General features: G+C 70.5%; 25 protein-coding genes. 6 read left to right on the forward strand and 19 right to left on the reverse strand.

The genetic code is table 11. The annotated features are described in order from the left end of the window. Window positions 1–34 precede the first annotated feature (34 nt). The 17 genes from nusB to ACFT4A_RS40255 form a co-directional block, all read right to left on the reverse strand. Window positions 35–469 carry a transcription antitermination factor NusB gene (nusB, locus tag ACFT4A_RS40175; RefSeq protein ID WP_184597187.1) on the reverse strand — a complete coding sequence of 145 codons (435 nt, stop codon included), beginning with the start codon at window positions 467–469 and terminating at the stop codon, window positions 35–37. Between the two features lie 2 nt (window positions 470–471). Next, window positions 472–1,038, reverse strand: coding sequence for an elongation factor P (gene efp, locus ACFT4A_RS40180; RefSeq protein WP_193480198.1), 567 nt, complete (start codon window positions 1,036–1,038; stop codon window positions 472–474). Between the two features lie 53 nt (window positions 1,039–1,091). Beyond that, window positions 1,092–2,201, reverse strand: coding sequence for an aminopeptidase P family protein (locus ACFT4A_RS40185; protein ID WP_382840976.1), 1,110 nt, complete (start codon window positions 2,199–2,201; stop codon window positions 1,092–1,094). Window positions 2,202–2,268: 67 nt separating this feature from the next. Further along, window positions 2,269–3,126 carry a Pro-rich N-terminal domain-containing protein gene (locus tag ACFT4A_RS40190; protein WP_382840978.1) on the reverse strand — a complete coding sequence of 286 codons (858 nt, stop codon included), beginning with the start codon at window positions 3,124–3,126 and terminating at the stop codon, window positions 2,269–2,271. 164 nt (window positions 3,127–3,290) lie between these two features. After that, complete coding sequence (gene aroB, locus ACFT4A_RS40195; RefSeq protein ID WP_382840981.1) at window positions 3,291–4,382, reverse strand: 3-dehydroquinate synthase; 1,092 nt, start codon at window positions 4,380–4,382, stop codon at window positions 3,291–3,293. Then, window positions 4,379–4,861, reverse strand: coding sequence for a shikimate kinase (locus ACFT4A_RS40200; RefSeq protein ID WP_382841038.1), 483 nt, complete (start codon window positions 4,859–4,861; stop codon window positions 4,379–4,381). Before ACFT4A_RS40200 ends, aroB begins: the two co-directional genes overlap by 4 nt. 26 nt (window positions 4,862–4,887) lie before the next feature. After that, window positions 4,888–6,072, reverse strand: a complete 1,185-nt coding sequence (aroC, locus tag ACFT4A_RS40205; protein ID WP_189726439.1) for a chorismate synthase — start codon at window positions 6,070–6,072, stop codon at window positions 4,888–4,890. Window positions 6,073–6,212: 140 nt separating this feature from the next. Beyond that, window positions 6,213–6,608 carry a hypothetical protein gene (locus ACFT4A_RS40210; protein ID WP_382840983.1) on the reverse strand — a complete coding sequence of 132 codons (396 nt, stop codon included), beginning with the start codon at window positions 6,606–6,608 and terminating at the stop codon, window positions 6,213–6,215. A gap of 50 nt (window positions 6,609–6,658) precedes the next feature. After that, a complete protein-coding gene (locus tag ACFT4A_RS40215) occupies window positions 6,659–7,486 on the reverse strand; it encodes a shikimate dehydrogenase (RefSeq protein ID WP_382840986.1) in 828 nt (275 codons plus the stop codon). Between the two features lie 11 nt (window positions 7,487–7,497). After that, entirely contained in the window at window positions 7,498–9,216 is a 1,719-nt protein-coding gene (mltG, locus tag ACFT4A_RS40220; RefSeq protein WP_382840988.1) for an endolytic transglycosylase MltG, read from the reverse strand. A gap of 121 nt (window positions 9,217–9,337) precedes the next feature. Next, the gene (ruvX, locus tag ACFT4A_RS40225) at window positions 9,338–9,802 is read right to left on the reverse strand and encodes a Holliday junction resolvase RuvX (RefSeq protein WP_382840990.1); all 465 of its coding nucleotides are present in this window, start codon (window positions 9,800–9,802) and stop codon (window positions 9,338–9,340) included. A gap of 16 nt (window positions 9,803–9,818) precedes the next feature. Beyond that, the gene (gene alaS / locus ACFT4A_RS40230; protein ID WP_382840992.1) at window positions 9,819–12,491 is read right to left on the reverse strand and encodes an alanine--tRNA ligase; all 2,673 of its coding nucleotides are present in this window, start codon (window positions 12,489–12,491) and stop codon (window positions 9,819–9,821) included. Continuing rightward, complete coding sequence (locus tag ACFT4A_RS40235; RefSeq protein WP_382840995.1) at window positions 12,491–12,835, reverse strand: hypothetical protein; 345 nt, start codon at window positions 12,833–12,835, stop codon at window positions 12,491–12,493. Before ACFT4A_RS40235 ends, alaS begins: the two co-directional genes overlap by 1 nt. Before the next feature lie 9 nt (window positions 12,836–12,844). After that, a complete protein-coding gene (locus tag ACFT4A_RS40240; RefSeq protein WP_382840998.1) occupies window positions 12,845–13,285 on the reverse strand; it encodes a DUF948 domain-containing protein in 441 nt (146 codons plus the stop codon). 189 nt (window positions 13,286–13,474) lie between these two features. Beyond that, window positions 13,475–14,089: a 30S ribosomal protein S4 gene (gene rpsD, locus ACFT4A_RS40245; protein ID WP_382841000.1), complete on the reverse strand. Its 615-nt coding sequence runs from the start codon at window positions 14,087–14,089 to the stop codon at window positions 13,475–13,477. A 313-nt stretch (window positions 14,090–14,402) separates the two neighbouring features. Continuing rightward, a complete protein-coding gene (locus ACFT4A_RS40250) occupies window positions 14,403–15,755 on the reverse strand; it encodes a replication-associated recombination protein A (protein WP_382841003.1) in 1,353 nt (450 codons plus the stop codon). 57 nt (window positions 15,756–15,812) lie between these two features. Then, window positions 15,813–16,469 (reverse strand): vitamin K epoxide reductase family protein, encoded by a 657-nt coding sequence (locus ACFT4A_RS40255; RefSeq protein ID WP_189726447.1) that lies wholly within the window; start codon window positions 16,467–16,469, stop codon window positions 15,813–15,815. Window positions 16,470–16,611: 142 nt separating this feature from the next. On the opposite strand from ACFT4A_RS40255, the gene ACFT4A_RS40260 reads away from it, so the two are divergent. From ACFT4A_RS40260 to ACFT4A_RS40275, 4 genes are read left to right on the forward strand one after another with little or no spacing between them, the layout of a single operon-like run. Continuing rightward, window positions 16,612–17,478, forward strand: coding sequence for an ABC transporter ATP-binding protein (locus ACFT4A_RS40260; protein WP_382841007.1), 867 nt, complete (start codon window positions 16,612–16,614; stop codon window positions 17,476–17,478). Then, window positions 17,475–18,320 carry an ABC transporter permease gene (locus ACFT4A_RS40265; protein ID WP_382841010.1) on the forward strand — a complete coding sequence of 282 codons (846 nt, stop codon included), beginning with the start codon at window positions 17,475–17,477 and terminating at the stop codon, window positions 18,318–18,320. The genes ACFT4A_RS40260 and ACFT4A_RS40265 overlap by 4 nt, the downstream gene beginning before the upstream one ends. Further along, window positions 18,317–19,513 carry a sensor histidine kinase gene (locus tag ACFT4A_RS40270; RefSeq protein ID WP_382841013.1) on the forward strand — a complete coding sequence of 399 codons (1,197 nt, stop codon included), beginning with the start codon at window positions 18,317–18,319 and terminating at the stop codon, window positions 19,511–19,513. Before ACFT4A_RS40265 ends, ACFT4A_RS40270 begins: the two co-directional genes overlap by 4 nt. Continuing rightward, window positions 19,510–20,136: a response regulator gene (locus ACFT4A_RS40275; protein ID WP_382841015.1), complete on the forward strand. Its 627-nt coding sequence runs from the start codon at window positions 19,510–19,512 to the stop codon at window positions 20,134–20,136. The genes ACFT4A_RS40270 and ACFT4A_RS40275 overlap by 4 nt, the downstream gene beginning before the upstream one ends. 37 nt (window positions 20,137–20,173) lie before the next feature. On the opposite strand, the gene hisS is transcribed toward ACFT4A_RS40275, so the two are convergent. Both hisS and ACFT4A_RS40285 read right to left on the reverse strand, forming a co-directional pair. Then, the gene (gene hisS, locus ACFT4A_RS40280) at window positions 20,174–21,436 is read right to left on the reverse strand and encodes a histidine--tRNA ligase (protein ID WP_382841018.1); all 1,263 of its coding nucleotides are present in this window, start codon (window positions 21,434–21,436) and stop codon (window positions 20,174–20,176) included. An 11-nt stretch (window positions 21,437–21,447) separates the two neighbouring features. Then, window positions 21,448–22,155 carry an MBL fold metallo-hydrolase gene (locus tag ACFT4A_RS40285; protein ID WP_359896489.1) on the reverse strand — a complete coding sequence of 236 codons (708 nt, stop codon included), beginning with the start codon at window positions 22,153–22,155 and terminating at the stop codon, window positions 21,448–21,450. Window positions 22,156–22,322: 167 nt separating this feature from the next. On the opposite strand from ACFT4A_RS40285, the gene ACFT4A_RS40290 reads away from it, so the two are divergent. Next, on the forward strand, window positions 22,323–23,168 hold the full coding sequence (locus tag ACFT4A_RS40290; RefSeq protein WP_382841021.1) for a peptidylprolyl isomerase: 846 nt from the start codon (window positions 22,323–22,325) through the stop codon (window positions 23,166–23,168). 135 nt (window positions 23,169–23,303) lie between these two features. Then, the gene (locus ACFT4A_RS40295) at window positions 23,304–24,533 is read left to right on the forward strand and encodes a DUF349 domain-containing protein (RefSeq protein WP_382841024.1); all 1,230 of its coding nucleotides are present in this window, start codon (window positions 23,304–23,306) and stop codon (window positions 24,531–24,533) included. Window positions 24,534–24,589 lie beyond the last annotated feature (56 nt).

The raw sequence follows: 24,589 nt of genomic DNA on the forward strand, positions 1-24,589 counted from the left end.
CGCTTGCTGCGGGCCCTCCGGCGTTCTGTGTCTCTCAGTCCTCGTCGCGGCGGAGCGAGGGCTTGAGGTCCTTCAGCCGACCGAGCAGCCCGTTCACGAACGAGGGCGACTCGTCCGTGGAGAACTCCTTGGCCAGCTGCACCATCTCGTCCAGGACGACGGCGTCCGGGGTCTCGTCGACCCAGATCAGCTCGTAGGCGCCGAGCCGCAGGATGTTGCGGTCGACGACCGGCATCCGGTCGAGCGTCCAGCCGACCGAGTACTGGGCGATCAGCTCGTCGATGCGCTTCGCGCGCTGCGCGTAGCCCTCGACCAGCTCCATCGTGTACTCGCTCACCGGCGGCTGCCGGGTGTCGGCCCGGGAGAGCCGGACCCAGTCGGCGAGGACCGTCAGGACCTCGGCGCCGCGCTGGTCGCCCTCGAAGAGGATCTGGAAGGCGCGCTTGCGGGCCGTGTTGCGGGCAGCCACGGTTAGCTGTTCACCCGGCCGAGGTAGTCGCTCGTGCGGGTGTCGACCTTGATCTTCTCACCGGTGGTGATGAAGAGGGGCACCTGGATCTGGTGGCCGGTCTCCAGCGTGGCGGGCTTGGTGCCACCGGTGGAGCGGTCGCCCTGGACGCCCGGCTCGGTCTCCTGGATGACGAGCTCGACGGCGGCGGGCAGCTCGACGAAGAGCACCTCGCCCTCGTGCTGCGCGACGGTGGCGGTGAAGCCCTCGATCAGGAAGTTGGCGGCGTCGCCCACCGACTTGCGGTCGACGTGCAGCTGGTCGTAGGTCTCCATGTCCATGAAGACGAAGTACTCGCCGTCCATGTAGGAGAACTGCATGTCCCGCTTGTCGACGGTGGCCGTTTCGACCTTGACGCCGGCGTTGAAGGTCTTGTCGACGACCTTGCCGGAGAGCACGTTCTTGAGCTTGGTGCGCACGAAGGCCGGGCCCTTGCCGGGCTTGACGTGCTGGAACTCGACGACGGACCAGAGCTGGCCGCCTTCGAGCTTGAGCACCATGCCGTTCTTGAGGTCGTTCGTGGAAGCCACGGTTGCGGAATCTCCTGGACTGACGTACGACCCTGGGGCACGCACCTGCCTACCTACAGGGCGAGCAGCTCCTTGGTCGTGATGGTGAGTAGCTCGGGTCCGCCGTCCGCCTCGGGGCGGACGACGAGCGTGTCATCGATCCGGACACCGCCCCGGCCCGGGAGGTGGACCCCCGGTTCGACGGTGACCGGCACGCAAGCGTCCAGTTTACCCATGGCCGCGGGACTCAATTGAGGGTCCTCGTCGATTTCGAGCCCGACCCCGTGTCCGGTCAGGGCCGTGAGGCCCTCCGTGTACCCCGCGGAGTCCAGCACCTGGCGAGCGGCCCGGTCGACGTCCCGGCAGGCGGCGCCGGGTACCAGGCTCTCACGTCCGGCGCGCTGAGCGGCGAAGACCAGGTCGTACAGCTCGATCTGCCAGTCCGCGGGAGCCGTGCCGATGACGAACGTACGGCCGATCTCGCAGCGGTAGCCGCGGTACGTCGCGCCGAGGCAGACGGAGAGGAAGTCGCCCTCCTCGACACGGCGGTCGGTGGGCCGGTGGCCGGGGCGTCCGGCGTTGGGCCCGGTGGCGACGGAGGTCGGGAAGGCCGGTCCGTCGGCCCCGTGGTCGACGAGGCGTCGTTCGAGCTCCAGGGCGAGATGGCGCTCGGTCCGGCCGACGAGGATGGACTCCAGCAGTTCGCCCAGGGCCTGGTCGGCGATCTCGGCGCCGATGCGGAGGCAGGAGATCTCCTCCTCGTCCTTGACCACCCTGAGCTGCTCGACGGCGCAGCCGAGGCCCGCCAGGCGCAGCCGGGGGGCGACCGAGCCGAGGGCGCGGTGCCGGGCCACGGTGAGGTGGTGCTCCTCCACCGCGAGGGAGTCGGCTCCCTGGCCCGAGGCAAGGTCGGCGGCCGCGACGGCCGGGTCGCCGCCACCGGATCCGGGCAGGTTCTGGACGCGCAGGGCCTCGTCGGGGCGCTCCTGCGCGGAGCGGCCTTCGATCGGGCCGGCACACACCAGGAGGTCCTCGGTCTTGCCCAGCAGCAGAACGGCGCCGCGCGGGGCGGGGCCCGCGAGATAGCGCACGTTGGCGGGGCGGGTGACCAGCGCCGCCGCGCTGCCGCCCGCGTTGCAGTATTCCCTCAGACGCGTCCGGCGGGCCGCGTACACCTCTGACATGACCCGAGCGTATGAGCTTCGCGGGGTCGGCGCCGTTCGGGAGAGGCCGAGTGGGGCAGCGGGGCCGCTACCACTGGGGCGGGCTGGCGATGGAGCGGGACAGGACGTCGTTCAGGACCTGGGCCGTTTGCGGGATGTCGAGCTGGGAGTTGTCGATGATCGGGAGGCCCGAGCCGTACCAGCCGGCCATGCGGCCGTGGATGCGGGCGACCTCGTCGTCGCTGAGGCGGCGGTTGCCGGAGCGTTCGGCGTTGCGCTCCAGGACGATCTCCAGGCCCGGCAGGAGGACGACCGGCAGCAGGCCCGGCCCGACGTGCCGCTTCCAGCCTCCGAGGCCGACGACGGGCCGGTCGGGGAAGACTGCGTCGTCGAGGATGCAGGAGATGCCGTTGGCCAGGAAGTTCCGCGCGGCGAAGCCGCAGGTGCGGCGGGCGAGGCGGTACTGGGCCTCCGAGTTGTCGTTCCACCCGGACTGGGGGTCGGCGAAGCCCGAGCGGACCCATTCGCGTACGTCGTCGAGGCTGATGTGGGCCGTGGGGATCCGGCGATGGTCAGCCCAGTACTTGGCGACGCTGGTCTTCCCGGCACCTGCGGGGCCGATGAGCAGCACCGCGAGCGTCGTGCCCGCCAGGTCGGGGCCCGCGGCGGCGGGCGGCGCGCTGGGCATGGCGACCGGGCCGCCCGGCGGCAGCGGCACATGACCGGTGGTGTCCGGCGGGGCGGAGGCCTGATGCGGGGGCGCGGCCGGCCCGGGCGGTGGCGCGGGGTATCCCGGTGCCGGGGGCGGCGGGGGCACGGGGGCGGGGCCCTGGTGCGCGCCCGGGTGGTGCGACCCCGGGTGGTGTGCGGCCGGCGACCAGCCGGCGGCCGGTCCCTGCCCCGGCTGGTGGGGCGGCGGCAGCGGAGAACCCACTGCGTGCTGCATCCGGTGCCACTCCGTCTCGTACAGGCGATGGGCGCTGACTGCGGGGGCGGAACCCGCTGCTACCGAACGGTACCGCCCCCGGCGATCGTTGTGTGAACGGCCGGGGGCGGCCCGAAGTGCCCGGCGCCGTAAGGCTTTTTCGGGCGGAAGGAGCGAGGGAGGACTTACTGCCCCACTTCGCCGTACGCGGCGAGCAGCACGGCCGGGTCGGGCCCCTCCAGGACGGTGGGCTTGGCCAGACCGTCGAGGACGATGAAGCGCAGCAGGTCGCCGCGGGACTTCTTGTCGACCTTCATGGTCTCCAGCAGCTTGGGCCACTGGTCGTGCCGGTAGTACAGCGGCAGGCCCACCGCTTCGAGGACGGTGCGGTGCCGGTCGGCCGTGGCGTCGTCCAGCCGGCCTGCCAGGCGGCCGAGTTCGGCGGCGAAGTGCATCCCCACGGACACGGCCGCGCCGTGGCGCCACTTGTAGCGCTCGTTCTTCTCGATGGCGTGACCGAGCGTGTGGCCGTAGTTGAGGATCTCGCGCAGGCCCGACTCCTTCAGGTCGGACGACACCACGTCGGCCTTGACCCGGATGGAGCGCTCGATGAGCTCGGCGGTGTGCGGGCCGGCCGGGGTGCGGGCGGCCTCGGGGTCGGACTCGATGAGGTCGAGGATCACCGGGTCGGCGATGAAGCCGGCCTTGATGACCTCCGCGAGTCCGGAGACGTAGTCGTTGACCGGCAGGGAGTCCAGCGCGGCCAGGTCGCAGAGCACACCGGCGGGCGGGTGGAAGGCGCCCACCAGGTTCTTGCCCTCGGCGGTGTTGATGCCGGTCTTGCCGCCGACGGCCGCGTCGACCATGGCCAGCACGGTGGTCGGGATCGCGATCCAGCGCACCCCGCGGAGCCAGGTGGCGGCCACGAAGCCGGCCAGGTCGGTGGTCGCGCCGCCGCCGACACCGACGATGACGTCCGTGCGCGTGAACCCGGACTGGCCCAGCGCCTTCCAGCAGTAGGCGGCGACCTCGGCGGTCTTGGCCTCCTCCGCGTTGGGCACCTGGATGGCGACCACGTCGTAGCCCTGCTCGGCCAGGTCGGCGCGCAGCGCGTCACTCGTCTCGGCCAGTGCCTCGGGGTGGACGATCGCGACCCGCTTGGCCCGGCCGCCGATCAACCCGGCCAGTTCGCCCAGGAGTTGCCGGCCCACCAGCACCTCGTAGGGCTCGGTGCCCGCCGTGCCGCCGATCTGGATCCGCGTCACTGCCTCGCTCATGCTTCCTTCAACTCCAGTGCGTCCAGGGCGGCTTGGGTGACCTCTTCGGGCGTACGGCCATCGGTGGCGACGACGGCCGTGGCGACCGCCTCGTACAGGTTCCGACGGGCCTCCATCAGCTCGCGCCACTGCTTGCGCGGGTTGATGGCGAGCAGCGGCCGGGCCGCGTTGAGGCCGGTGCGCTTGACCGCCTCCTCGACGTCCATCGACAGGTACGCCACCCGCTGCCCGGCGAGCAGCTCGCGGGTGTCCTGGTCGAGGACGGCGCCGCCGCCCAGGGCCAGTACGCCGTCGTGCCCGGCCAGCGCCTCGCGCACGGCCTGCTTCTCGATCGCGCGGAAGGCGGCCTCGCCCTCCTCCACGAAGATCTCGGCGATGGTCCGGCCCTGCGCGGCGACGATGTCGTCGTCGGTGTCCCGGTATCCGGTCCCGAGCCGCTCGGCCAGCAGCTGCCCGACGGTGGACTTGCCGACGCCCATCGGGCCGACCAGCACGATCAGCGGGGTCACCGGATGGCCAGGTTGTCGAGGTACGACCGTACGTTGCGGCCGGTCTCGGCCACGCTGTCGCCGCCGAACTTCTCGGCCACCGCGTCCGCGAGGACGAGGGCGACCATCGCCTCGGCGACGATGCCAGCCGCCGGCACCGCGCACACGTCGGAGCGCTGGTGGTGGGCGGCGGTCGCCTCACCGGTGACGACGTCCACCGTCTTGAGCGCCCGCGGGACGGTCGCGATCGGCTTCATCGCCGCCCGCACCCGCAGCAGCTCACCGGTGGTCAGCCCGCCCTCGGTGCCGCCGGAGCGGCCGGAGGTGCGCCGGATGCCCTCGTCGGTGGTCACGATCTCGTCGTGGGCCTTGGAGCCGGGCACCCGCGCCAGGTCGAAGCCGTCGCCGACCTCCACGCCCTTGATGGCCTGGATGCCCATGAGGGCGGCGGCCAGCCGGGCGTCGAGACGCCGGTCCCAGTGCACATGCGAACCGAGGCCGACCGGCACGTCGTAGGCCAGCACCTCGACCACGCCGCCGAGGGTGTCGCCGTCCTTGTGGGCCTGGTCGATCTCGGCGACCATCGCCTTCGACGCGTCGGCGTCCAGACAGCGCACCGGGTCCGCGTCCAGCTTCTCCACGTCCGCCGGCGTCGGGTACACGCCGTACGGCGCCTTCGCGGCGGCCAGTTCCACCACGTGGGAGACGATCTCGATGCCGGCCGTCTCCTTGAGGTACGACCGGGCCACCGCGCCGAGGGCCACACGGGCCGCGGTCTCACGCGCCGAGGCACGCTCCAGGATCGGCCGGGCCTCGTCGAAGCCGTACTTCTGCATACCGGCGAGGTCGGCGTGGCCGGGCCGCGGGCGGGTCAGCGGGGCGTTGCGGGCGAGGCCGTCGAGGATCTCGGGGTCGACCGGGTCGGCCGCCATGACCTGTTCCCACTTCGGCCACTCGGTGTTGCCCACCATGATCGCGACCGGGGAGCCGAGGGTGAGGCCGTGCCGGACGCCGCCGAGGAAGGTGATCTCGTCGCGCTCGAACTTCATCCGGGCGCCGCGCCCATAGCCCAGGCGGCGCCTCGCGAGATGGTCCGCCACCATGTCCGTGGTGATCGGCACGCCGGCGGGCAGACCCTCCAGCGTCGCGACGAGTGCGGGACCGTGGGATTCCCCCGCGGTCAGCCAGCGCAACCTGCTCAACGGTGCTCCTCAGTGCTCGCGCCCGTACTGCCCTGCGTACGCGCGTCATCTCGTACGGCGACGGCCGGATCGGGTGCGCGGCCCCGGTCCGCCACCTACGATCCTCCCACGTCCGGAGCGCGCACCCGGCCGCCGGTCCATCAGGCGGACGAGGCCGGGCCTCCGGTCTGCCCCTGCGGCGCGTAGGAACCGAGGAAGTCCGCGCCGCTCGGCTGCCGCGCGGGCTGCGTCTGCTGCGGCGCGTAGGCACCCAGGTGGTCGGCTCCACTGCCCTGCTGCGGCGCCTGCTGAGGTGCGTACTCCCCGAGGTAGTCCGCCCCGCGCCCCTGCCCGTACCGGGCCGCCGCGTGGACGGGCTGCCCGCTCCGCACGGCCCGCCGATAGGCGATCTTGCGCTTGATCTTGACCGCCCAGGACGCGAGGACCGCGAGCACGATCAGGGCGAGCACGGTGATCTGCACCCAGTCGGGCAGGAATCCCAGCAGCGACTCGAATATCTGGGACTTCACGGACGCCTGAGGCATGCCGGTGGCCATGGTTCGTATCCCCTCCCCTGTTCCGCCCCCTGCGGAACCGAGAGCGGATCCTAGCGGGCGGCGAGAGCGCGTTCGCCCGCTTTTCGCATGGCGTCCAGGGGCGCCGGGGCCAGCCCCGTCATCTGCTCGACCTGCAGCACGGCCTGGTGCACCAGCAGGTCGAGGCCGCTGACGACCGCGCCGCCGTACGCCGACCAGCGGGCGGCCAGGGTCGTCGGCCAAGGGTCGTAGAGGACGTCGAAGAGGGCCGCCGGCCGCTCCGGCACGGACCGGGCGAGGGCGTCGGTGACACCGGCCGGCGTGGTGCTGATCACCAGCGGGGCGCGCAGGGCCTGCTCGGCGTCCGCCCAGTCGGCGATGCGCACCGAGACGTCCAGCCGCTCGGCCCACTGCCGCATCTCGGCGGCCCGGGCCTCGCTGCGGACGTACACGGCGATCTCGCCGGGGCAGATCCGCGACAGCGCGGCCAGCGCGGACGAGGCGGTGGCCCCCGCGCCGAGGACCGCGGCGGCCTCGACCTTGTCGATGCCGTGCTCGCGCAGAGCCGCGACCATGCCGGGGATGTCGGTGTTGTCGCCGGTGCGGCGGCCGTCCTGAGTGCAGACCACCGTGTTGACCGCGTCGACCGAGGCCGCGGTCTCGCTGATCCCGTCGAGCAGCGGGATCACGGCCCGCTTCAGCGGCATGGTCAGCGAGAGCCCCGCCCACTCGGCACCGAGCGTCTCGAAGAACCCGGGCAGGGCGGCCTCATCGACCTCGAACCTGTCGTACGTCCAGCCGCTCAGCCCCAACTCCTGGTAGGCCGTGCGGTGCAGGACCGGGGAGAGCGAGTGGGCGATCGGGGAGCCGAGTACGGCGGCCCGGCGTGGTGCGGCCATCAGGGGGTTCCTCAGTTGTTCCGCGAGGCGTTGAACTTGTCGACCAGCTTCTGGTGCTCGGCGTTGGTCTTGGTGAACTCACTGGTCTTGCCGTCCAGCGAGATGAAGTAGTACCAGCCGTCGTCCGTCGGGTTGAGGGCGCCCTTGATCGCGTCCTCGCCGGGATTGTCGATCGGCCCGGGCGTCAGTCCCTTGTGGAAGTACGTGTTGTACGGGTTGTCGTAGGTCCGCAGCTCGCTCAGGCTCAGGTCGATCTTGCTCTGGTTCTTGATGTAGTTGTACGTGGAGTCGAACTCCAGCAAGCCGTTGGTCTGCGGGTTTCCGGGCTTCATCCGGTTGTAGACGACCTCGGCCATCTTGCGGAAGTCGGCATGGCTGGTGCCCTCGGCCTGAACCATGCTCGCGACCGTGATCAGCTGCCAGGGGTCTTCGAGTCCGAGGCTCGTGGCCTTCTTCTCCACCCCGAGCTTCTCGTACGTCTCGGTGGCTCGCGTCACCATCTGCTTCAGCACGCCCTCGGGCTTCTGCCCCTTGGCGATGCCGTAGCTGGAGGGGTAGAGGAACCCTTCCAGCGGGTCCTTGACGTTCGGGTGGTTCAGCGCCCAGGCGGGCAGGCCGAGCTTCTTGTAGTCCTTCTTGGCGACCGCGGCGGTGGTGCCCGCCTTGACCTCCAGCCGCTTGTCGATGAGCCGGTAGATGTCGGCGTTGCGCTTGCCCTCGGCGATGATCAGGTTGTCGCGGCTCTCCGGACTGAGCATCAGTTCGACCGCGCTGTCGGCCGACATTTGCTTCTGCAGCGTGTACACGCCGTCCTGGAGCTTCTGCCCGTCGGGGTTGTTCTCCTGAGCCGTGACGAACGCGTCGACGCTCTTGACGACGCCGGCGTCCTTCAGCACCTGCCCGATCTCGTAACCGCCCGCTCCCCTGGGGATCTCGACGGTGACCTGCCGCCCGCTGCCGTCGCCCGCGAAGTCCGGGGCGTCACCGAAACGATCCTGGTAGAACTGGTAGCCGAACCAGCCGACGCCCGCCACGCCTCCGCCGAGGACGAGGGCGACCACCAGGCAGGCCATTCCGTTGCGGCGCTTCTTGGGTTTGCCGCCGCGACCCCGCTGCTCGTCGCGTCGGCGCCGGTCCCCCGGCTCGTCGCCGTCGTCATCGTCGTCGCCGCCCGCGAAGAAGGCGTGCTCGCCCTGGTCGGGGCCGGGGTCCCAGTCGGTCTCCGGCTCCGGCGGCGGCTCGGCCCGGCGCCGGCCCGGGGGCTCCGGCGGCGGATACGCGTCGGGGGTGCCGTAGTAGTCGGACTGGCCCCCGCCGTAGGCGCCGGGCCCCTGCTGCCCGTACGGGTCGGCGGGGTCGCCGGGGTACGGCATCTGCTGGTGCCCGCCGGTGGCCCACCCGCCGTTGTCGTACGGCTGCTGGTGGTACCCCTGGTCCTGCGGGTGACCGTGGTCCCCCTGCCCGGGGTACTGCTGGTGCCCGTGGGTCTGGGCCGCGTACTGCTGGTCGTACGGATAGTGCTGCTGCGCCTGACCGTATCCGGCCTGCTCACCGGTGCCCCAGTCGCCGTACTGCGGCTGCTGCGGCTGCTCTGGATAGTGCTGCGGCTGGCCGCCGTAGGGGGACTGCTGACCCGGGTGGGCCTGCTGTCCTCCCCATCCGCCGTCCCCGTACAACGGGTCCTCCGGATGCCACGGTTCGGAGCCTTGGCCCCGGCCATACTCAGTCATCGATCCCCTAGAGCCGCGAGGCGGCGGTAGCTCGGCGTCCGGCCGGGCTCCCGTCCGCCTCTCTCTGGTGCGTCAGCTGTTCGAACACCGGCGCATCGCGCGGAACGTTACCGTATCGCGATCAGATGACCACTTCGACGCCTTCGCCGGGTGCTTTACCTGACACCCGTTCGGATTCAAGCGCCTGCTGGAGGATGACCACCGCGGCTGCCTGGTCGATCACGGAACGGCCCTTCTTGGTCTTCACACCGGAAGCACGCAGTCCCTGACTGGCCGTCACCGTGGTCATGCGTTCGTCGATGAGTCTGACCGGAACCGGGGCGATCATGCGGGCCAGTTCCTGGACGAAGGCGCGGACCTTGACCGCGGCCGGGCCCTCGCCCCCCTTGAGGGAGCGTGGGAGACCGACGACGACCTCGAGCGGCTCGTACTCGTCGACGAGTTGCTTCAACCGCCGCTGAGCTGCGGGGATGTCACGCCCCGGGACCGTCTCCACCGGGGTGGCGAGGATCCCGTCGGGGTCGCACGAGGCGACCCCGATACGGGCGTCCCCGACGTCGATCGCGAGTCGACGTCCTCTGCGCATCTTCCTGACCCGTCTCTTACTTGACCGTCTCGGCGACCAGACGCTCCACGGCGTCCACGGCGTCACCGACCGCGGCCGGGTTCTGGCCGCCGCCCTGGGCGACGTCCGGCTTGCCGCCACCGCCGCCGCCGAGGGTCTTGGCGGCCGTACGGACCAGATCGCCGGCCTTGAGGCCGCGCTCGCGGGCGGCCTCGTTGGTGGCGATGACCGTGAGCGGCTTACCGTTCGCGACCGTGAAGAGGGCCACTACGGCGGCCCGTCCGCCCTGGATGCGTCCGCGCACGTCGAGCACGAGCTTGCGCAGGTCGTCGGCGGTCGTGCCGTCCGGGACCTGACCGGTCACGACCGCAATGCCGCGGACGTCCTTGGCGGACTCGGCGAGACCGGCGGCGGCCTGGAGGACCTTCTCGGCGCGGAACTTCTCGATCTCCTTCTCGGCGTCCTTCAGCTTGCCGAGCATGGCGGAGACCTTCTCCGGGAGCTCCTCCGGGCGGCCCTTGATCAGCTCCTGGAGCTGGGCGACGACCGTGTGCTCACGGGCGAGGAAGTTGTAGGCGTCGACACCGACCAGGGCCTCGATACGGCGAACACCCGAACCGATCGACGATTCGCCGAGCAGCTTCACCAGACCCAGCTGGGCGGTGTTGTGCACATGCGTGCCACCGCACAGCTCCTTGGAGAAGTCGCCGATGGTCACGACGCGCACGCGCTCGCCGTACTTCTCGCCGAACTCGGCGATGGCACCGGCCTTCTTGGCCTCGTCGATGCCCATGACCTCGGCCTGCACGTCGAGGTCGCGGGAGAGGACCTCGTTGATCCGCTGCTCGACGTCGGTCATCACGGCCGTGGGAACGGCGGACGGCGAGCCGAAGTCGAAGCGGAAGCGGCCGGGCTGGTTCTCGGATCCGGCCTGGGCGGCCGTCGGGCCGAGGGCGTCGCGCAGCGCCTGGTGGGTGAGGTGCGTGGCCGAGTGGGCGCGGGCGATGGCCGTGCGGCGGCGGGAGTCGATCGAGGCGTGGGCCGTGGCGCCGACGGTGACCTCGCCGACCTGGACGACGCCCTTGTGGACGTACACGCCCGGGACCGGCTTCTGGCAGTCGCGGATCTCGATGACGGCACCGGTGTCGACCTTGATCCGGCCGGTGTCGCCGATCTGGCCGCCGCCCTCGGCGTAGAACGGGGTGCGGTCGAGGACGATCTCGACCTCGTCGCCCTCGGTGGCGGCCGGGGAGGAGGCGCCGTCGACGAGGATGCCGACGATCCTCGACTCGCCCTCGGTGGCGGTGTAGCCGATGAAGTCGGTGGCACCGGCCTGGTCGGCGATCTCACGGTAGGCGCCGGTGCCGGCGTGGCCGGTCTTCTTGGCCTGTGCGTCGGCCTTGGCGCGCTCCCGCTGCTCCTTCATCAGGCGGCGGAAGCCGTCCTCGTCCACGGACAGGCCCTGCTCGGCGGCCATCTCCAGGGTGAGGTCGATGGGGAAGCCCCAGGTGTCGTGGAGCAGGAAGGCCTTGTCGCCGGCCAGGACGGTGCCGCCGGAGGCCTTGGTGTCGGTGACGGCCGTGTCGAGGATGTTGGTGCCGGCCTTCAGCGTCTTGAGGAAGGCGTTCTCCTCGGCGAGGGCGACCTTCTCGATGCGCTCGCGGTCGGTGATGAGCTCGGGGTACTGCTGGCCCATCATGCCGATCACGGTGTCGATCAGGTCCTTGACGACCGGACCGGTGGCACCGAGCAGGCGCATGTTGCGGATGGCGCGGCGCATGATGCGGCGCAGCACATAGCCGCGGCCCTCGTTGCCCGGGGTGACGCCGTCGCCGATGAGCATCACGGAGGTGCGCATGTGGTCGGTGACCACGCGCAGGGACACGTCCGACGCGTGGGCGTCGCCGTAGCGGACGCCGGTCAGCTCGGTGGCCTTCTCGATGACGGCCATCGAGGTGTCGATCTCGTACATGTTCTGCACGCCCTGCAGAATCATGGCGAGGCGCTCGAGGCCGAGGCCGGTGTCGATGTTCTTGCTCGGCAGCTCGCCGAGGATCTCGAAGTTGTCCTTGCCGATGCCCTCGCCACGCTCGTACTGCATGAAGACGAGGTTCCAGATCTCCACGTACCGCTCGTCGTTGACGGCGGGGCCGCCCTCGACGCCGAACTCGGGGCCGCGGTCGTAGTTGATCTCGGAACAGGGACCGCACGGGCCGGGCACGCCCATGGACCAGTAGTTGTCCTTCATGCCGAGGCGCTGGATGCGCTCCTTCGGCACGCCGACGACGTCGTGCCAGATGCGCTCGGCCTCGTCGTCGTCCTTGTAGACGGTGATCCACAGGCGCTCGGGGTCGAGGCCGTAACCGCCCTTGTCCTGGGAGCCGGTGAGCAGCTCCCAGGCGTGCTTGATGGCGCCTTCCTTGAAGTAGTCGCCGAAGGAGAAGTTGCCGCACATCTGGAAGAACGTGCCGTGCCGGGTGGTCTTGCCGACCTCTTCGATGTCCGGCGTACGCACGCACTTCTGCACGCTCGTGGCGCGGTCGAAGGGCGGCTTGACCTCGCCCAGGAAGTAGGGCTTGAAGGGCACCATGCCGGCCGGGACGAGGAGCAGAGTCGGGTCGTCCGCGATGAGCGACGCCGAAGGGACGACGGTGTGACCGCGCTCCTCGAAGAAGCTCAACCAGCGGCGGCGAATCTCAGCCGACTCCATCAGTGGTCCTCATTCCGGTTGTACGAGTACGTCGTCCTGTCGACGGACTTCGGGTTGTTGCGGTTCTCGATGGCGGCGTACCGCCGGGGTGCGGGGAGTTCGGGGTCGCTGTTGATGCCGAGGACATCCCCCAGCTCTTCCTCCCGCTGGGCCATGTTGTCCCGGACGTCGAGCGCGAAGTCGACCGCGCGGTCCTTGAGCCGGTGGCCGGCCTCGATCGCCTTGGTGCCCGCGGTTCTGGCGAGGCTCTCGGGCGTCAGCTGCTTCAGCTTGCGGTTGACCTTGGTGGTGGCCCACACGCCGGCGGCGACGCCCGTGGTGAACCAGAAGGTACGGCGGAACATCGCTTGCTCTCAGTCCCTCTTCCCTCGGGCGCCGAGTCGAGAGACCGTGCGGCCCACGATCACGGTACGCCTGGACGCCTTGGCGGGCACGTCCTCTTTGCGGCCGCCGAGGGCCCGGCGCACGCCGTAGCCGAAGGCGGCGACCTTGACCAGGGGGCCGCCGAAGGTGGAGGCGACGGTGGTCGACAGCGCGGAGGCGTTCGACGTCACCTCCTGGACGTCGGAGGCGATCGAGTCGACCCGGTCGATCTGGGTCTGCGCGGAGCGCACCGCCGAGGAGGCGTCGGCCAGCAGCGGGACGGCCTGGTCGGTCACTTCCGCCACGAGCTTGGTGGTCGCCCTGAGCGTCTGGGCCAGCCTCGCCAGCGCGACGGCGAGGAAGGAGACCAGGATCGCCCAGAAGACGGCCACCAGGATTCCGGCCACCTCTCCACCGGACACTGTGTGCACCCGCTCCCTGAAACGTGCCTGTACATCTGCCTGAATACGAGAAAGTCGTGCCCCGAGCCTATCGCGCCGGGGGTGCGGCTCCGTACCGGATTGCCGCCCGGCGACGGCGGATTCGCGAAAGCCCGCCGCCTCGCCCGCCCGGAAGGGACGGGGAGACGGCGGGCTGTTGTACCGCGTGCCTGCCGAGGATCAGCGGGCGTAGTACTCGACGACGAGCTGCTCGTCGCAGATCACCGGGATCTCCTTGCGGTTCGGCTCGCGGTCCAGGCGGAACGCCAGGGCCTTGAGGTTCACCTGGAGGTAGCGCGGGGTCTCGCCGTCGGGGGCGAAGCCACCCTCACGGGCGATCGTGAAGAGGGTCTTCTCCTTGGAGCGCTCGCGGACCTGCACGACGTCGTCCGGACGGACACGGAAGGAGGGCTTGTCGACCTTCGTGCCGTTGACCGCGATGTGGCCGTGGACGACCATCTGGCGGGCCTGGTAGATCGTGCGGGCGATGCCCGAACGCAGCACCAGCGCGTCGAGACGGCGCTCGAGCTCGATGATCAGGGCCTCACCGGTCTTGCCCTGGACCTTGGAGGCGCGGTCGTAGGCGCGGACGAGCTGGCGCTCGGACACGTCGTACTGCGCGCGCAGACGCTGCTTCTCGAGCAGACGGACCTTGTAGTCCGAGTTCTGCTTGCGGCCGCGGCCGTGCTCACCCGGGGGGTAGGGACGGGCCTCGAAGTACTTGACGGCCTTCGGGGTCAGCGCGATGCCGAGGGCACGCGACTTCTTGACCTTGGGGCGGGACTGGTTCGCCACTGTGTGTCTCTTTCCTGGTTTTCCGGCTTGTCAGGGTTCTGGGAGGTCGCATCCGCAGCCGGGGAAACCCACACCGTCCTTGTCCTGGCGGACCTGCGGACGTGGTGGGCAGCCGCTCCCTGGTCTGGGCACATACGTGCAGCACGCGAGTGGCCCACCGGCCGGTCCCGTCCGGGGACGGGTGGTGGTGGGCTGCCCGCGACACCGTTCGACGGTGCGCGACGCTCCTGGAGCCGGTCCGGGGATCGGCTCCGGCCGACTGTCCCGTTCTGACTGCACGGGACGCGGCACTCCGGCTGAGTTTACAGGGTGCTCAGGACCGCTTTCGACCGAGGTTCTTCCGGGTCCATTCGACCGCGTCCGCGTAGCGGGCCTCGGCGCCGTGCCGGGTCGGTGTGTAGTACTCGCGGTCCTTGAGCGCGTCCGGGGCGTACTGCTGGGCGGCGATGCCCTCGGTCAGGTCATGCGGGTAGACGTAGCCCTGGCCGTGGCCGATCTTGGTCGCGCCCTTGTAGTGGCTGTCGCGCAGGTGCGCGGGCACGGACCCGGCGAGCCCCTTGCGTACGTCCTCCAGGGCGGCGCCGATCGCGGTGGTCGCGGCGTTGGACTTGGGCGCCAGGGCGAGGGCGATCGTGGCGTGGCTGAGGGTGAGGGCGGCCTCGGGGAAGCCGATCATGGCGACGGCCTGGGCGGCGGCGACCGCGATCTGCAGGGCGTTCGGATCGGCCAGGCCGATGTCCTCGCTGGCGGAGATCATCAGGCGGCGGGCGATGAAACGGGGGTCCTCGCCGGCCTCGATCATCCGGGCCAGATAGTGCAGGGCGGCGTCGACGTCGGAGCCGCGGATGGACTTGATCAGGGCGCTGGCCACGTCGTAGTGCTGGTCGCCGTCGCGGTCGTACTTCACGGCGGCCCGGTCGACCGTCTCCTCCAGGGTGGTGAGGCCGATCTCCGGCTCCCCCTTGTCGAGGGCGGCTCCGGCGGCCGCCTCCAGGGCGGTCAGGGCGCGGCGGGCGTCGCCGCCGGCGATGCGCAGGAGGTGGCTCTCGGTCTCCTCGGGGAGGGCGACGGCGTCCTTGAGGCCGCGCTCGTCGGTGAGGGCGCGGCGGAGAAGGCCCTTGATGTCGTCGTCCGTGAGCGGTTCGAGGGTGAGCAGCAGGGAGCGGGACAGCAGGGGCGAGATCACCGAGAAGTACGGGTTCTCCGTCGTCGCCGCGATCAGCGTCACCCAGCGGTTCTCGACGGCCGGGAGCAGGGAGTCCTGCTGGGCCTTGCTGAAGCGGTGGATCTCGTCGAGGAAGAGGACGGTCTCCTTGCCGTAGCCCCCGGAGGCGCGGCGGGCGCCGTCGATGACCGCGCGGACCTCCTTGACGCCCGCGGTGATCGCCGACAGTTCGACGAAGCGGGCGTCGGTGGCCTTGGAGACGACGTACGCCAGGGTGGTCTTGCCGGTGCCGGGCGGGCCCCAGAGGATCACGGAGGAGGCGCCGGCGGGGCCTGAGGCCTCGCCGACGAGTCTGCGCAGGGGCGAGCCCGGCTTCAGCAGATGCTGCTGGCCCACGACCTCGTCGAGGGTGCGCGGGCGCATCCGCACCGCCAGGGGGCTGCTGGACGGCTCCTTCTCCTGGCGTTCTTCTGCTGCGGCGGTGAACAGGTCGGGCTCCACGTCAGAAACCCTAAATCACGGCACCGACAATCCCGCGGGGCCCCGGAACCGCCGGGGTCAGCTGGTCCAGAAGTCCCACCAGCGGGTCAGGATCAGCATGCCGATGATCCCGATGTGCAGCACGGGCAGGACCCAGGTGAACTCGCCGAAGAAGCTCTTGAGCCAGTTCGGGGCCGGGAGGAAGCCCTTGCGGATGTTGAACGACGTCACGTACCAGAACATGAGGATCGTCGCGACCCAGGCCAGGGAGCACCACAGGCACAGCGCGTTGATCCGGTACAGGGACTGGAACATCAGCCAGGCGCAGAAGACGACGCCGAACAGGCAGCCGGCGTTGAAGGTGAGCCAGTACCAGCGCGGGTAGCGGGCGCGGGCGAGGAGGCTGATGCCGACGGCGATGACGATGCCGTAGCAGACGAGGCCGAGCATCGGGTTCGGGAAGCCGAAGACGGCGGCCTGCTTGCTCTCCATGACGCTGCCGCAGGAGACGACGGGGTTGAGGCTGCAGCCGGGCGTGAACGTCTTGCCCTCGACCTTGGCCTCGAGGAGCTTGAACTTGTCGATCGTGATGACCCAGGCGGCGAGCAGTCCGGCCGCGCCGGTGATCACCAGCAGCAGGGCGAGGGCCCGGCTGCCGCCCTCGGTGCGGGGCGCGATCTCGGCGCGCTCCGACTCGGGCTCCATGGAGACGTCCTTGACTGTCGTCTTGCTCATCACGCCGATTCCGTCGCTTGAGGCCTGACCAACTTCGGGCACGGCCATTGTGCCGCACACGGGGGTCTGTCCACCGTTCAGTGGACATAAGGATGTCCGCACGGTCGGCCCTGAGCGTTCGGTTCCGGCCGATGATCGGCGCATGACAGCACACGGGTACGACCTCGCCGTGGACGTGCGGGGGCTGCGCAAGCGCTACGGGGACGTGACCGCGGTCGACGGTGTCGATCTCGGCATCCGGCGCGGCGAGGTGTTCGGCCTGCTCGGACCCAACGGCGCGGGCAAGAGCACCACGGTGGAGATCCTCCAGGGCAACCGGTCCCGGGACGCGGGCGAGGTGTCCGTGCTCGGGTCGGACCCGGCGACCGCCACGCGCGCGTGGCGCTCACGCGTCGGAATCGTCTGGCAGGACGAATCCGCGCCCGCCGAGTTGACGGTCCGGGAGACCGTACGGCACTTCGCCCGCTGCTACCCCCGGCCGCGCGACCCCGAGGAGGTCATCGGCCTGGTCGGTCTGGAGGCGAAGGCGGACAGCCGGATCAAGGCGCTGTCGGGCGGTCAGCGCCGGCGTCTGGACGTGGCTCTCGGCGTGATCGGCGGCCCGGACCTGCTGCTCCTGGACGAGCCGACGACCGGGTTCGACCCGGCGGCCAGGCGGCAGTTCTGGTCGCTGATCCGCGCGCTGGCCGACGAGGGCACGACGATCCTGCTGACCACGCACTACCTGGAGGAGGCGGAGGCCCTCGCGCACCGGCTGGCCGTCGTCGCCAGGGGCCGGATCGTCGCCGAGGGCGAGCCCGGGGCGCTGCGGGAGCGGTACGGCACCGAGGCCGTCGTCGAGTGGACGGAGCCGGACGGCAGTCCGCACAGCGTGCGCACCGAGACGCCGACCCGCACGATCGCCGGTCTCCTGCACCGCTTCGACGGCGAGATCCCGGGGCTGACGGTGAGCCGGCCCACGCTGGAGGACGTCTATCTCCGGCTCACCGGACAGGAGGACGGGGCATGACCACGACCGTCGTACGGGAGCGCGGTGAGGTGGGTGCGGAGCGGCTGCCCGGTGCCTGGGGGCTCGGGCTGCGTCGGGGCGCGCTGGAGATCAAACAGTTCTTCCGGCAGCGCGACCAGGTGGTTTTCACCTTCGCCTTCCCGGTCGTCTTCCTGTTCCTGTTCGCGTCGATCTTCAAGGACGACGTGGAGGGCGCGGGGATCACCGCCTCGCAGCTGTACGTCCCGGCGATGATGGCCGCCGGCATCATGTCGACGAGTTTCCAGGCGCTCGGCATCTCGATCGCCGTCGAGCGGCAGGAGAAGGTGCTGCGCCGGCTGCGCGGCACACCGATGCCGCCGACGGCCTACTTCCTCGGCAAGATCTGGCTGGTTCTCTTCACGGGTCTGCTGGAGACGGTGATCCTGCTCCTGATCGGCACCGCCTTCTACGATGTGGCCCTGCCCTCGGACGCGGGGCGCTGGTTCGATCTGGTGTGGATCTTCGTGCTGGGGATCACGGCGTGCGCCCTGCTCGGCATCGCGATCAGTTCGGTGCCGAAGTCCGCGAACAGTGCCAGTTCCGTGGTCGTCCTGCCGTTCCTGGTGCTGCAGTTCATCTCCGGGGTGTACATCGCCATCGGCACCATCCCGGACTGGATGCTCAACGTCGGTGCGCTGTTCCCGCTGAAGTGGATGTGCCAGGGGCTGCGCGGGGTGTTCCTGCCGGAGTCGGCGCAGGTGCTGGAGCAGGCGGGGAGTTGGGAGTTCGGACGCGTGGCTCTGGTGCTCGCCGCGTGGTGCGTCGGAGGATTGGCGCTGTGCCTGCTGACGTTCCGCTGGAAGGACCGGCGCGAGGGATGAGCGATGCGGCGGATGCCGGCAGCGCCTACCACTGGGAGCGCTCGTTCCGGATCTGGGACACGTACTTCGCGCTCATCTGGGTGGTCACCGTGGCCTATGCGCTGGCCGCGGAGCATCCCGGCTGGCCGGTCCGCGCGGTCGCGCCCGCGCTGCTCGTCCCGCTGGTCCCCCTGTACGTGGCGGTCGGGCGCCGTCTGATCCAGGGCGATCCGCCCGACCAGCGGCGGACGGTCGGCTATCTGGCTGCGGCGCTGGCGTTGTTCCTGCCGTCGGCGGTGCTCGCCGGTGAGACGCGGCTGCTGGCGTTCGCGCTGATTCCGCAGTGCTTCATGACGCTGCGGCTGCGGTCGGCGTTGGCGGCCGTGGCCGTGATCAACCTGGTGCCGGTGGCAGGCTGGGCGCTGCTGTGGCGTCCCGACACCCGGGACGTGGTCTTCAATGTGCTGTTCTGCGTGGTCACGCTGGTGTTCTCGGTGGCGCTCGGCATCTGGACCATCCGGATCATCGAACAGAGCCAGGGGCGGGCCGAGTTGATCGCGGAGCTGGACGCGAGCCGGCACGAGATCGGCCGGCTGTCCGAGGCCCATGGGGCGCTGGCCGAGCGGGAGCGGCTGACCCGGGAGATCCACGACACGCTCGCGCAGGGGTTCACGAGTCTGGTGATGCTGGTCCAGGCGGTCGAGGCGGAGCTGGATCACGACCTGCCCGAGGCGCGGCGGCATCTGCGGCTGATGGACGAGACGGCCCGGCAGAACCTCGCCGAGGCCCGGGCCCTGGTCGCCGGGGGCGCTCCCGCCGACCTGGACGGCGCGTCCCTGCCGGACGCGCTGCACCGGCTCGCCGCGCGCCATGACGCGACGCTGGAGGTGACCGGACCGGTCCGGATGCTGCCCGCCGGGCCCGAGGTGGTGGCCCTGCGCGCCTGCCAGGAGGCGCTGGCCAACGCACGTAAGCACGCGGGGAGTTCGGTGACGGTCGGGGTGTCGCTGGCGTACGGGGACGACTCGCTCATGGTGTCCGTACGGGACGACGGCCGCGGTTTCGACCCGGCGGCGGTCCGCGGCGGGTACGGTCTCGCGGGGTTGCGGGCCCGGGCCGTCGAGGTGGGCGGGACCGCGGAGGTGCGCAGTGCCCCGGGTGACGGTACGGCCGTGACCGTCCGGCTGCCGGTCGTGAGGAGGGAGCTGCCGTGATCCGGATCATCCTGGCCGACGACCATCCCGTCGTACGGGAGGGGCTGCGGGCGATGCTCAGTGCCGAGTCGGACCTGGAGGTCGTCGCCGACGCGTCCAGTGGTCCGCAGGCGGAGGCGCTGGCGGCGGAGTTACGGCCGGACATCGTGCTGATGGATCTGCGGATGCCCGGGGGCGGAGGTGTGGACTCCATCGTGCGGATGACGCGGGCCGGGCTGCCGTGCCGGGTGGTCGTGCTGACCACGTACGAGACGGACCGGGACATCCTGCGGGCGGTGGAGGCCGGAGCGGCGGGCTATCTGCTGAAGGACCTGCCGCGTGCCGAACTCGCCGAGGCCGTACGGGCGGCGGCACGCGGCGAGACGGTCCTGGCGCCGTCCGTCGCCGCCCGGCTGGTGGACCAGCTGCGGACCAAGCCGGAGCGCCCGCGGCTGTCGGAGCGCGAGGTGGCGGTGCTGCGGCTGGTCGCGGAGGGCTGCACGAACGCGGAGATCGGTCGCCGGCTGTTCATCGGGGAGTCGACGGTGAAGACGTATCTGCTGCGGATCTTCGGCAAGCTGGGGGTGGACGACCGGACGGCGGCCGTCACCAGCGCGATGCGGTACGGGCTGCTGGAGCAGTGAGGAAGGCGCCGGGGTCTCCGGCGCCTTCGCGCTCACGTCAGCCCAGCCGGGCTTCCAGTTCCGCCACGATCTCGTTCACTCCGACCGCCGTCTGCTCGCCCGACTCCATGTCCTTGAGCTGGACGACGCCCTCGGCGAGGTCCCTCTCCCCCGCCACGACCGTGTAGCGGGCGCCGCTGCGGTTGGCGTTCTTCATGGCGCCCTTGAGGCCCTTGGAGCCGTAGGAGAAGTCGGCCGCGATGCCGTTCTTGCGGAGTTCCGTGACCTTGGCGAACAAGACCCGGCGGGCCTCCTCGCCGAGCGGGACGGCGAACACGCTGGTGGTGGCGGGGAGTTCGAGCTCGACGCCCTCGGCCTCCAGGGCGAGGACCGTGCGGTCGACGCCGAGGGCCCAGCCGACGGACGGCAGGGCCGGGCCGCCGATCATCTCGGAGAGACCGTCGTAGCGGCCGCCGCCGCCCACCGCGGACTGGGAGCCGAGGCCGTCGTGGACGAACTCGAAGGTGGTGCGGGTGTAGTAGTCCAGGCCGCGGACCAGCTTCACGTCGTCCTCGAAGGCGACGCCCGCCGCCGTGATCAGCTCGCGGACCTCCTCGTGGTACGCCTTGCACGCGTCGCAGAGGTAGTCGCGAAGGAGCGGGGCGTCCCCCAGCTGCTTCTGGACCGTCTCACGCTTGTCGTCGAGGACGCGCAGCGGGTTGATCTCCGCCCGGCGCAGGGTGTCCTCGTCCAGGTCCAGGCCGCGCAGGAAGTCCTGCAGCGCCGTGCGGTACACCGGGCGGCACTCCTGGTCGCCCAGGCTGTTGAGCAGGATCCGGAAGTCGCTCAGGCCCAGCGAGCGGTACGCCTGGTCGGCCAGGATGATCAGCTCGGCGTCCAGCGCCGGGTCCTCGGCACCGATCGCCTCGGCGCCGACCTGCGAGAAGTGGCGGTAGCGGCCCTTCTGGGGACGCTCGTAGCGGTAGTACGAGCCGGAGTACCAGAGCTTGACCGGGAGGTTGCCGGCCTTGTGCAGGTTGGCCTCCAGCGCGGCGCGCAGGACGGACGCCGTGCCCTCGGGGCGCAGGGCCAGCCTGTCGCCGCCCTTGGTCTCGAAGGCGTACATCTCCTTCGTCACGATGTCCGTCGACTCGCCGACACCGCGTGCGAAGAGCTCGACGTTCTCGAAGCCCGGCGTCTCGATGTAGCCGTAGCCGGAGTCCCGCAGCGGCGCGGCGATCGCCTCACGGACCGCCAGGTACTTCGCGGAGTCCGGCGGGATCAGGTCGTACGTGCCCTTGGGGGCCTTGAAGGTGCTCACGGAAGGTCTCGTCACATTCCTCGTCGGGGAGCGTCGTGGGCTCCCTGGCCGGCCGCCACCTGCCGCAGATACGGATTGGTGGCACGCTCCTGGCCGATGGTCGTCTGGGGGCCGTGGCCGGACAGCACCACGGTCGAGTCGTCGAGCGGCAGGCACACGCGGCCCAGCGAGTCGAGCATCTCGGCCATGTCGCCGCCGGGCAGGTCGGTGCGTCCGATGGAGCCGGCGAACAGCAGGTCGCCCGAGAACAGGATCGGCGGGATGTCCGCCGCCTCGGGCATGCCGAAGGTCACCGACCCCTTGGTATGGCCGGGCGCGTGCGCGACGGACAGCTCCAGGCCCGCCAGCTCCAGCTTGGCCCCGTCGGCCAGCTCCTTGACGTCGTCCGGCTCCCCCACGGTCAGTTCACCCAGGAGCGGCATCCCGATGGAACGGCCGATCCCCTTCTCGGGGTCGTTCATCATGTACCGGTCGTCGGGGTGGATCCAGGCGGGCACGTCATGCGCGCCGCACACCGGGACGACCGAGGCGACGTGGTCGATGTGGCCGTGGGTGAGGACGACGGCGACGGGCTTGAGCCGATGCTTTCTGATCGCTTCCTCGACGCCGTCGGCGGCCTGATGGCCGGGGTCGATGATCACGCACTCCTCACCGGCGGCGGGGGCGACGAGGTAGCAGTTCGTCCCCCAGGCCCCGGCGGGGAACCCGGCAATGAGCACGATCGTCCTTCGTTGTGTCGATACGGGAGGCTGCGGCTGGTGACAGAGCCTACCGGCGCTGCCGATTCCTCAGCGAACCCATATACGGTACGGGGCACACGCAGGCGCTCGGCACACAGGACGCACGCGTACCGGTCGACGTTCGAGACCCATGAGGAGAGAACCCGGTGGTCAGCCAGGAACAGCGGCGGCGTCAGCTCGCCCGGGAGAAGTTCTTGCGGCAGCAGCAGCGACGCACGGACGCTCGACGCAAGGCCCGTATCCGCAACTCCGTGATCGCCTCGGCTCTCGGCGTGATCGTGGTGCTCTCCGTGACGGTCTTCCTGACCAAGCCGTTCGAGGACAACGGCAAGACGGAGAACGCGAACGCGGACGTCACGCCGAGCGCCACGCCCAGCAAGGCCCCGGACCCGTGCGAGAAGCCCGCCGCGGGCAAGGTCGAGTCGCAGACCTGGAAGAAGGAACCTGCGATGTCGATCGACGAGTCGGCGAAGTACACGATGAAGCTGGACACGACGTGCGGTGAGATAGACGTCGCGCTGAAGGCGTCGGCGGCGCCGCACACCGTCAACTCGTTCAACTACCTTCTCGGCAAGGGGTACTTGGACCACAGCAAGTGCCACCGGCTCACCAACCAGGGCATCTACGTCCTGCAGTGCGGCGACCCGCAGGGCACCGGCATGGGCGGACCCGGCTACACGATCCCGGACGAGAACCTCAAGGACAAGAGCCTCAAGGGCGGGGTGTACCCGGCGGGCACGGTCGCGATGGCGAACCAGTACAACGCCCAGACGAAGCAGGGGCGGGACAGCGGCGGCAGCCAGTTCTTCCTCGTCTACCAGGACAGTCAGCTACCGCCCGACTACACACCGTTCGGTACGGTGTCCGAGGCGGGCATGAAGGTCCTGACGAAGATCGCCAAGGCCGGAGCGGAGGCTCCCGACCCTCAGACGGGCAATACGGCGCCCAACGCGACGGTCGTGATCAACAAGGCCACGATCACCGAATCCTGACCCCCAACTGCGAAATTTCGGTCGCGCGGGATGCGGACACGCCCCCCGCCGGTCGCCTATGTTGGCCGTGACGAAACTGTGGACGATGCCCGGGGGTGCTGAGGCCCCTCGCAGGCATCATGTGGAGGAGGCGCTGTGAGCAGCGACCCGTGGGGCCGCGTCGACGAGACGGGGACCGTGTACGTGCGTACGGCCGACGGCGAGCAGGTTGTCGGCTCTTGGCAGGCAGGCACTCCTGAAGAGGCGCTGGCCTATTTCGAGCGCAAGTACGAGGGCCTGGTTGTCGAGATCGGCCTCCTCGAGAAGCGAGTGAAGACCACCGACCTGTCGGCCAAGGACGCCCAGGTCGCCATCGACCACATCCGGGAGCAGGTCGACGCGCACCACGTGGTGGGCGACCTGGACGCCCTGCGGGTCCGGCTGGACAAGCTCGTGGAACAGGTGGAGGCGCGCCGCGAGGAGCGCAAGGCGCAGCGGGCCAAGCAGTCCGACGAGGCGCGCAAGTCCAAGGAGGCGCTGGTCGCCGAGGCGGAGGAGCTGTCGCAGTCCGACCAGTGGCGGGCGGCCGGTGAGCGGCTGCGGGCCCTGGTGGACACTTGGAAGGGCCTGCCGCGCCTGGACCGCAAGTCCGACGACGACCTGTGGCACCGGTTCTCGCACGCGCGGTCGGCGTTCTCCAAGCGGCGCAAGCAGCACTTCGCGCAGCTGGACGCCCAGCGCGAGGAGGCACGGCGGACCAAGGAACGGCTGGTCTCCGAGGCCGAGGCGCTGTCGAACTCGACGGACTGGGGTGTGACGGCCGCGCGCTACCGCGAGCTGATGGCCGAGTGGAAGGCCGCGGGCCGTGCGCAGCGGGAGCACGAGGACGATCTGTGGAACCGCTTCCGCGGCGCCCAGGACGTCTTCTTCGCGGCGCGCAGCTCGGTCTTCGCCGAGCGGGACGCCGAGCAGGCGGAGAACCTGAAGCTCAAGGAGGAGCTGGCCGAGGAGGCCGAGAAGCTCCTGCCGGTCACGGACCTGAAGGCGGCCCGGGCCGCGTTCCGTTCCGTGAACGAGCGCTGGGAGGCCATCGGCCATGTGCCGCGCGACGCGCGGCCCAAGGTCGAGGGCCGGATGCACGCCGTCGAGCGGGCCCTCCAGGAGTCCGAGGAGACCGAGTGGCGCCGGACGAACCCGGAGGCACGCGCGCGTGCCGAGGGTCTGACCGGCCAGCTCCAGGCCGCCGTGGACAAGCTGCGGGGCCAGATCGAGCAGGCCCGTGCGCAGGGCAACAACGCCAGGGCCGACAAGCTGGAGCGTGAGCTGGAGGGCCGCCAGGCGCTGCTGGACCAGGCGCAGAAGGGTCTGCAGGAGTTCGGAGGCTGATCCGTCGGCCGAAAGAGAGTCGAAAGAAAGAGGGCCCCGTACGTGCCGTACGGGGC

The organism is Streptomyces sp. NPDC057099 (assembly GCF_042671245.1).
GTDB classification, from domain to species: Bacteria; Actinomycetota; Actinomycetes; order Streptomycetales; family Streptomycetaceae; genus Streptomyces; species Streptomyces purpurascens.

Coding starts and splice junctions, on each gene's coding strand:
- ACFT4A_RS40265 (WP_382841010.1), top strand. CDS start 17,475: ATGACCACGACCGTCGTACGGGAGCGCGGTGAGGTGGGTGCGGAGCGG.
- alaS (WP_382840992.1), bottom strand. CDS start 12,491: ATGGAGTCGGCTGAGATTCGCCGCCGCTGGTTGAGCTTCTTCGAGGAG.
- aroB (WP_382840981.1), bottom strand. CDS start 4,382: ATGAGCGAGGCAGTGACGCGGATCCAGATCGGCGGCACGGCGGGCACC.
- ACFT4A_RS40255 (WP_189726447.1), bottom strand. CDS start 16,469: ATGAGCAAGACGACAGTCAAGGACGTCTCCATGGAGCCCGAGTCGGAG.
- ACFT4A_RS40190 (WP_382840978.1), bottom strand. CDS start 3,126: ATGCAGCACGCAGTGGGTTCTCCGCTGCCGCCGCCCCACCAGCCGGGG.
- ACFT4A_RS40210 (WP_382840983.1), bottom strand. CDS start 6,608: ATGGCCACCGGCATGCCTCAGGCGTCCGTGAAGTCCCAGATATTCGAG.
- ruvX (WP_382840990.1), bottom strand. CDS start 9,802: ATGCGCAGAGGACGTCGACTCGCGATCGACGTCGGGGACGCCCGTATC.
- ACFT4A_RS40260 (WP_382841007.1), top strand. CDS start 16,612: ATGACAGCACACGGGTACGACCTCGCCGTGGACGTGCGGGGGCTGCGC.
- ACFT4A_RS40235 (WP_382840995.1), bottom strand. CDS start 12,835: ATGTTCCGCCGTACCTTCTGGTTCACCACGGGCGTCGCCGCCGGCGTG.
- ACFT4A_RS40270 (WP_382841013.1), top strand. CDS start 18,317: ATGAGCGATGCGGCGGATGCCGGCAGCGCCTACCACTGGGAGCGCTCG.
- ACFT4A_RS40185 (WP_382840976.1), bottom strand. CDS start 2,201: ATGTCAGAGGTGTACGCGGCCCGCCGGACGCGTCTGAGGGAATACTGC.
- ACFT4A_RS40215 (WP_382840986.1), bottom strand. CDS start 7,486: ATGGCCGCACCACGCCGGGCCGCCGTACTCGGCTCCCCGATCGCCCAC.
- ACFT4A_RS40200 (WP_382841038.1), bottom strand. CDS start 4,861: ATGGGCGTCGGCAAGTCCACCGTCGGGCAGCTGCTGGCCGAGCGGCTC.
- mltG (WP_382840988.1), bottom strand. CDS start 9,216: ATGACTGAGTATGGCCGGGGCCAAGGCTCCGAACCGTGGCATCCGGAG.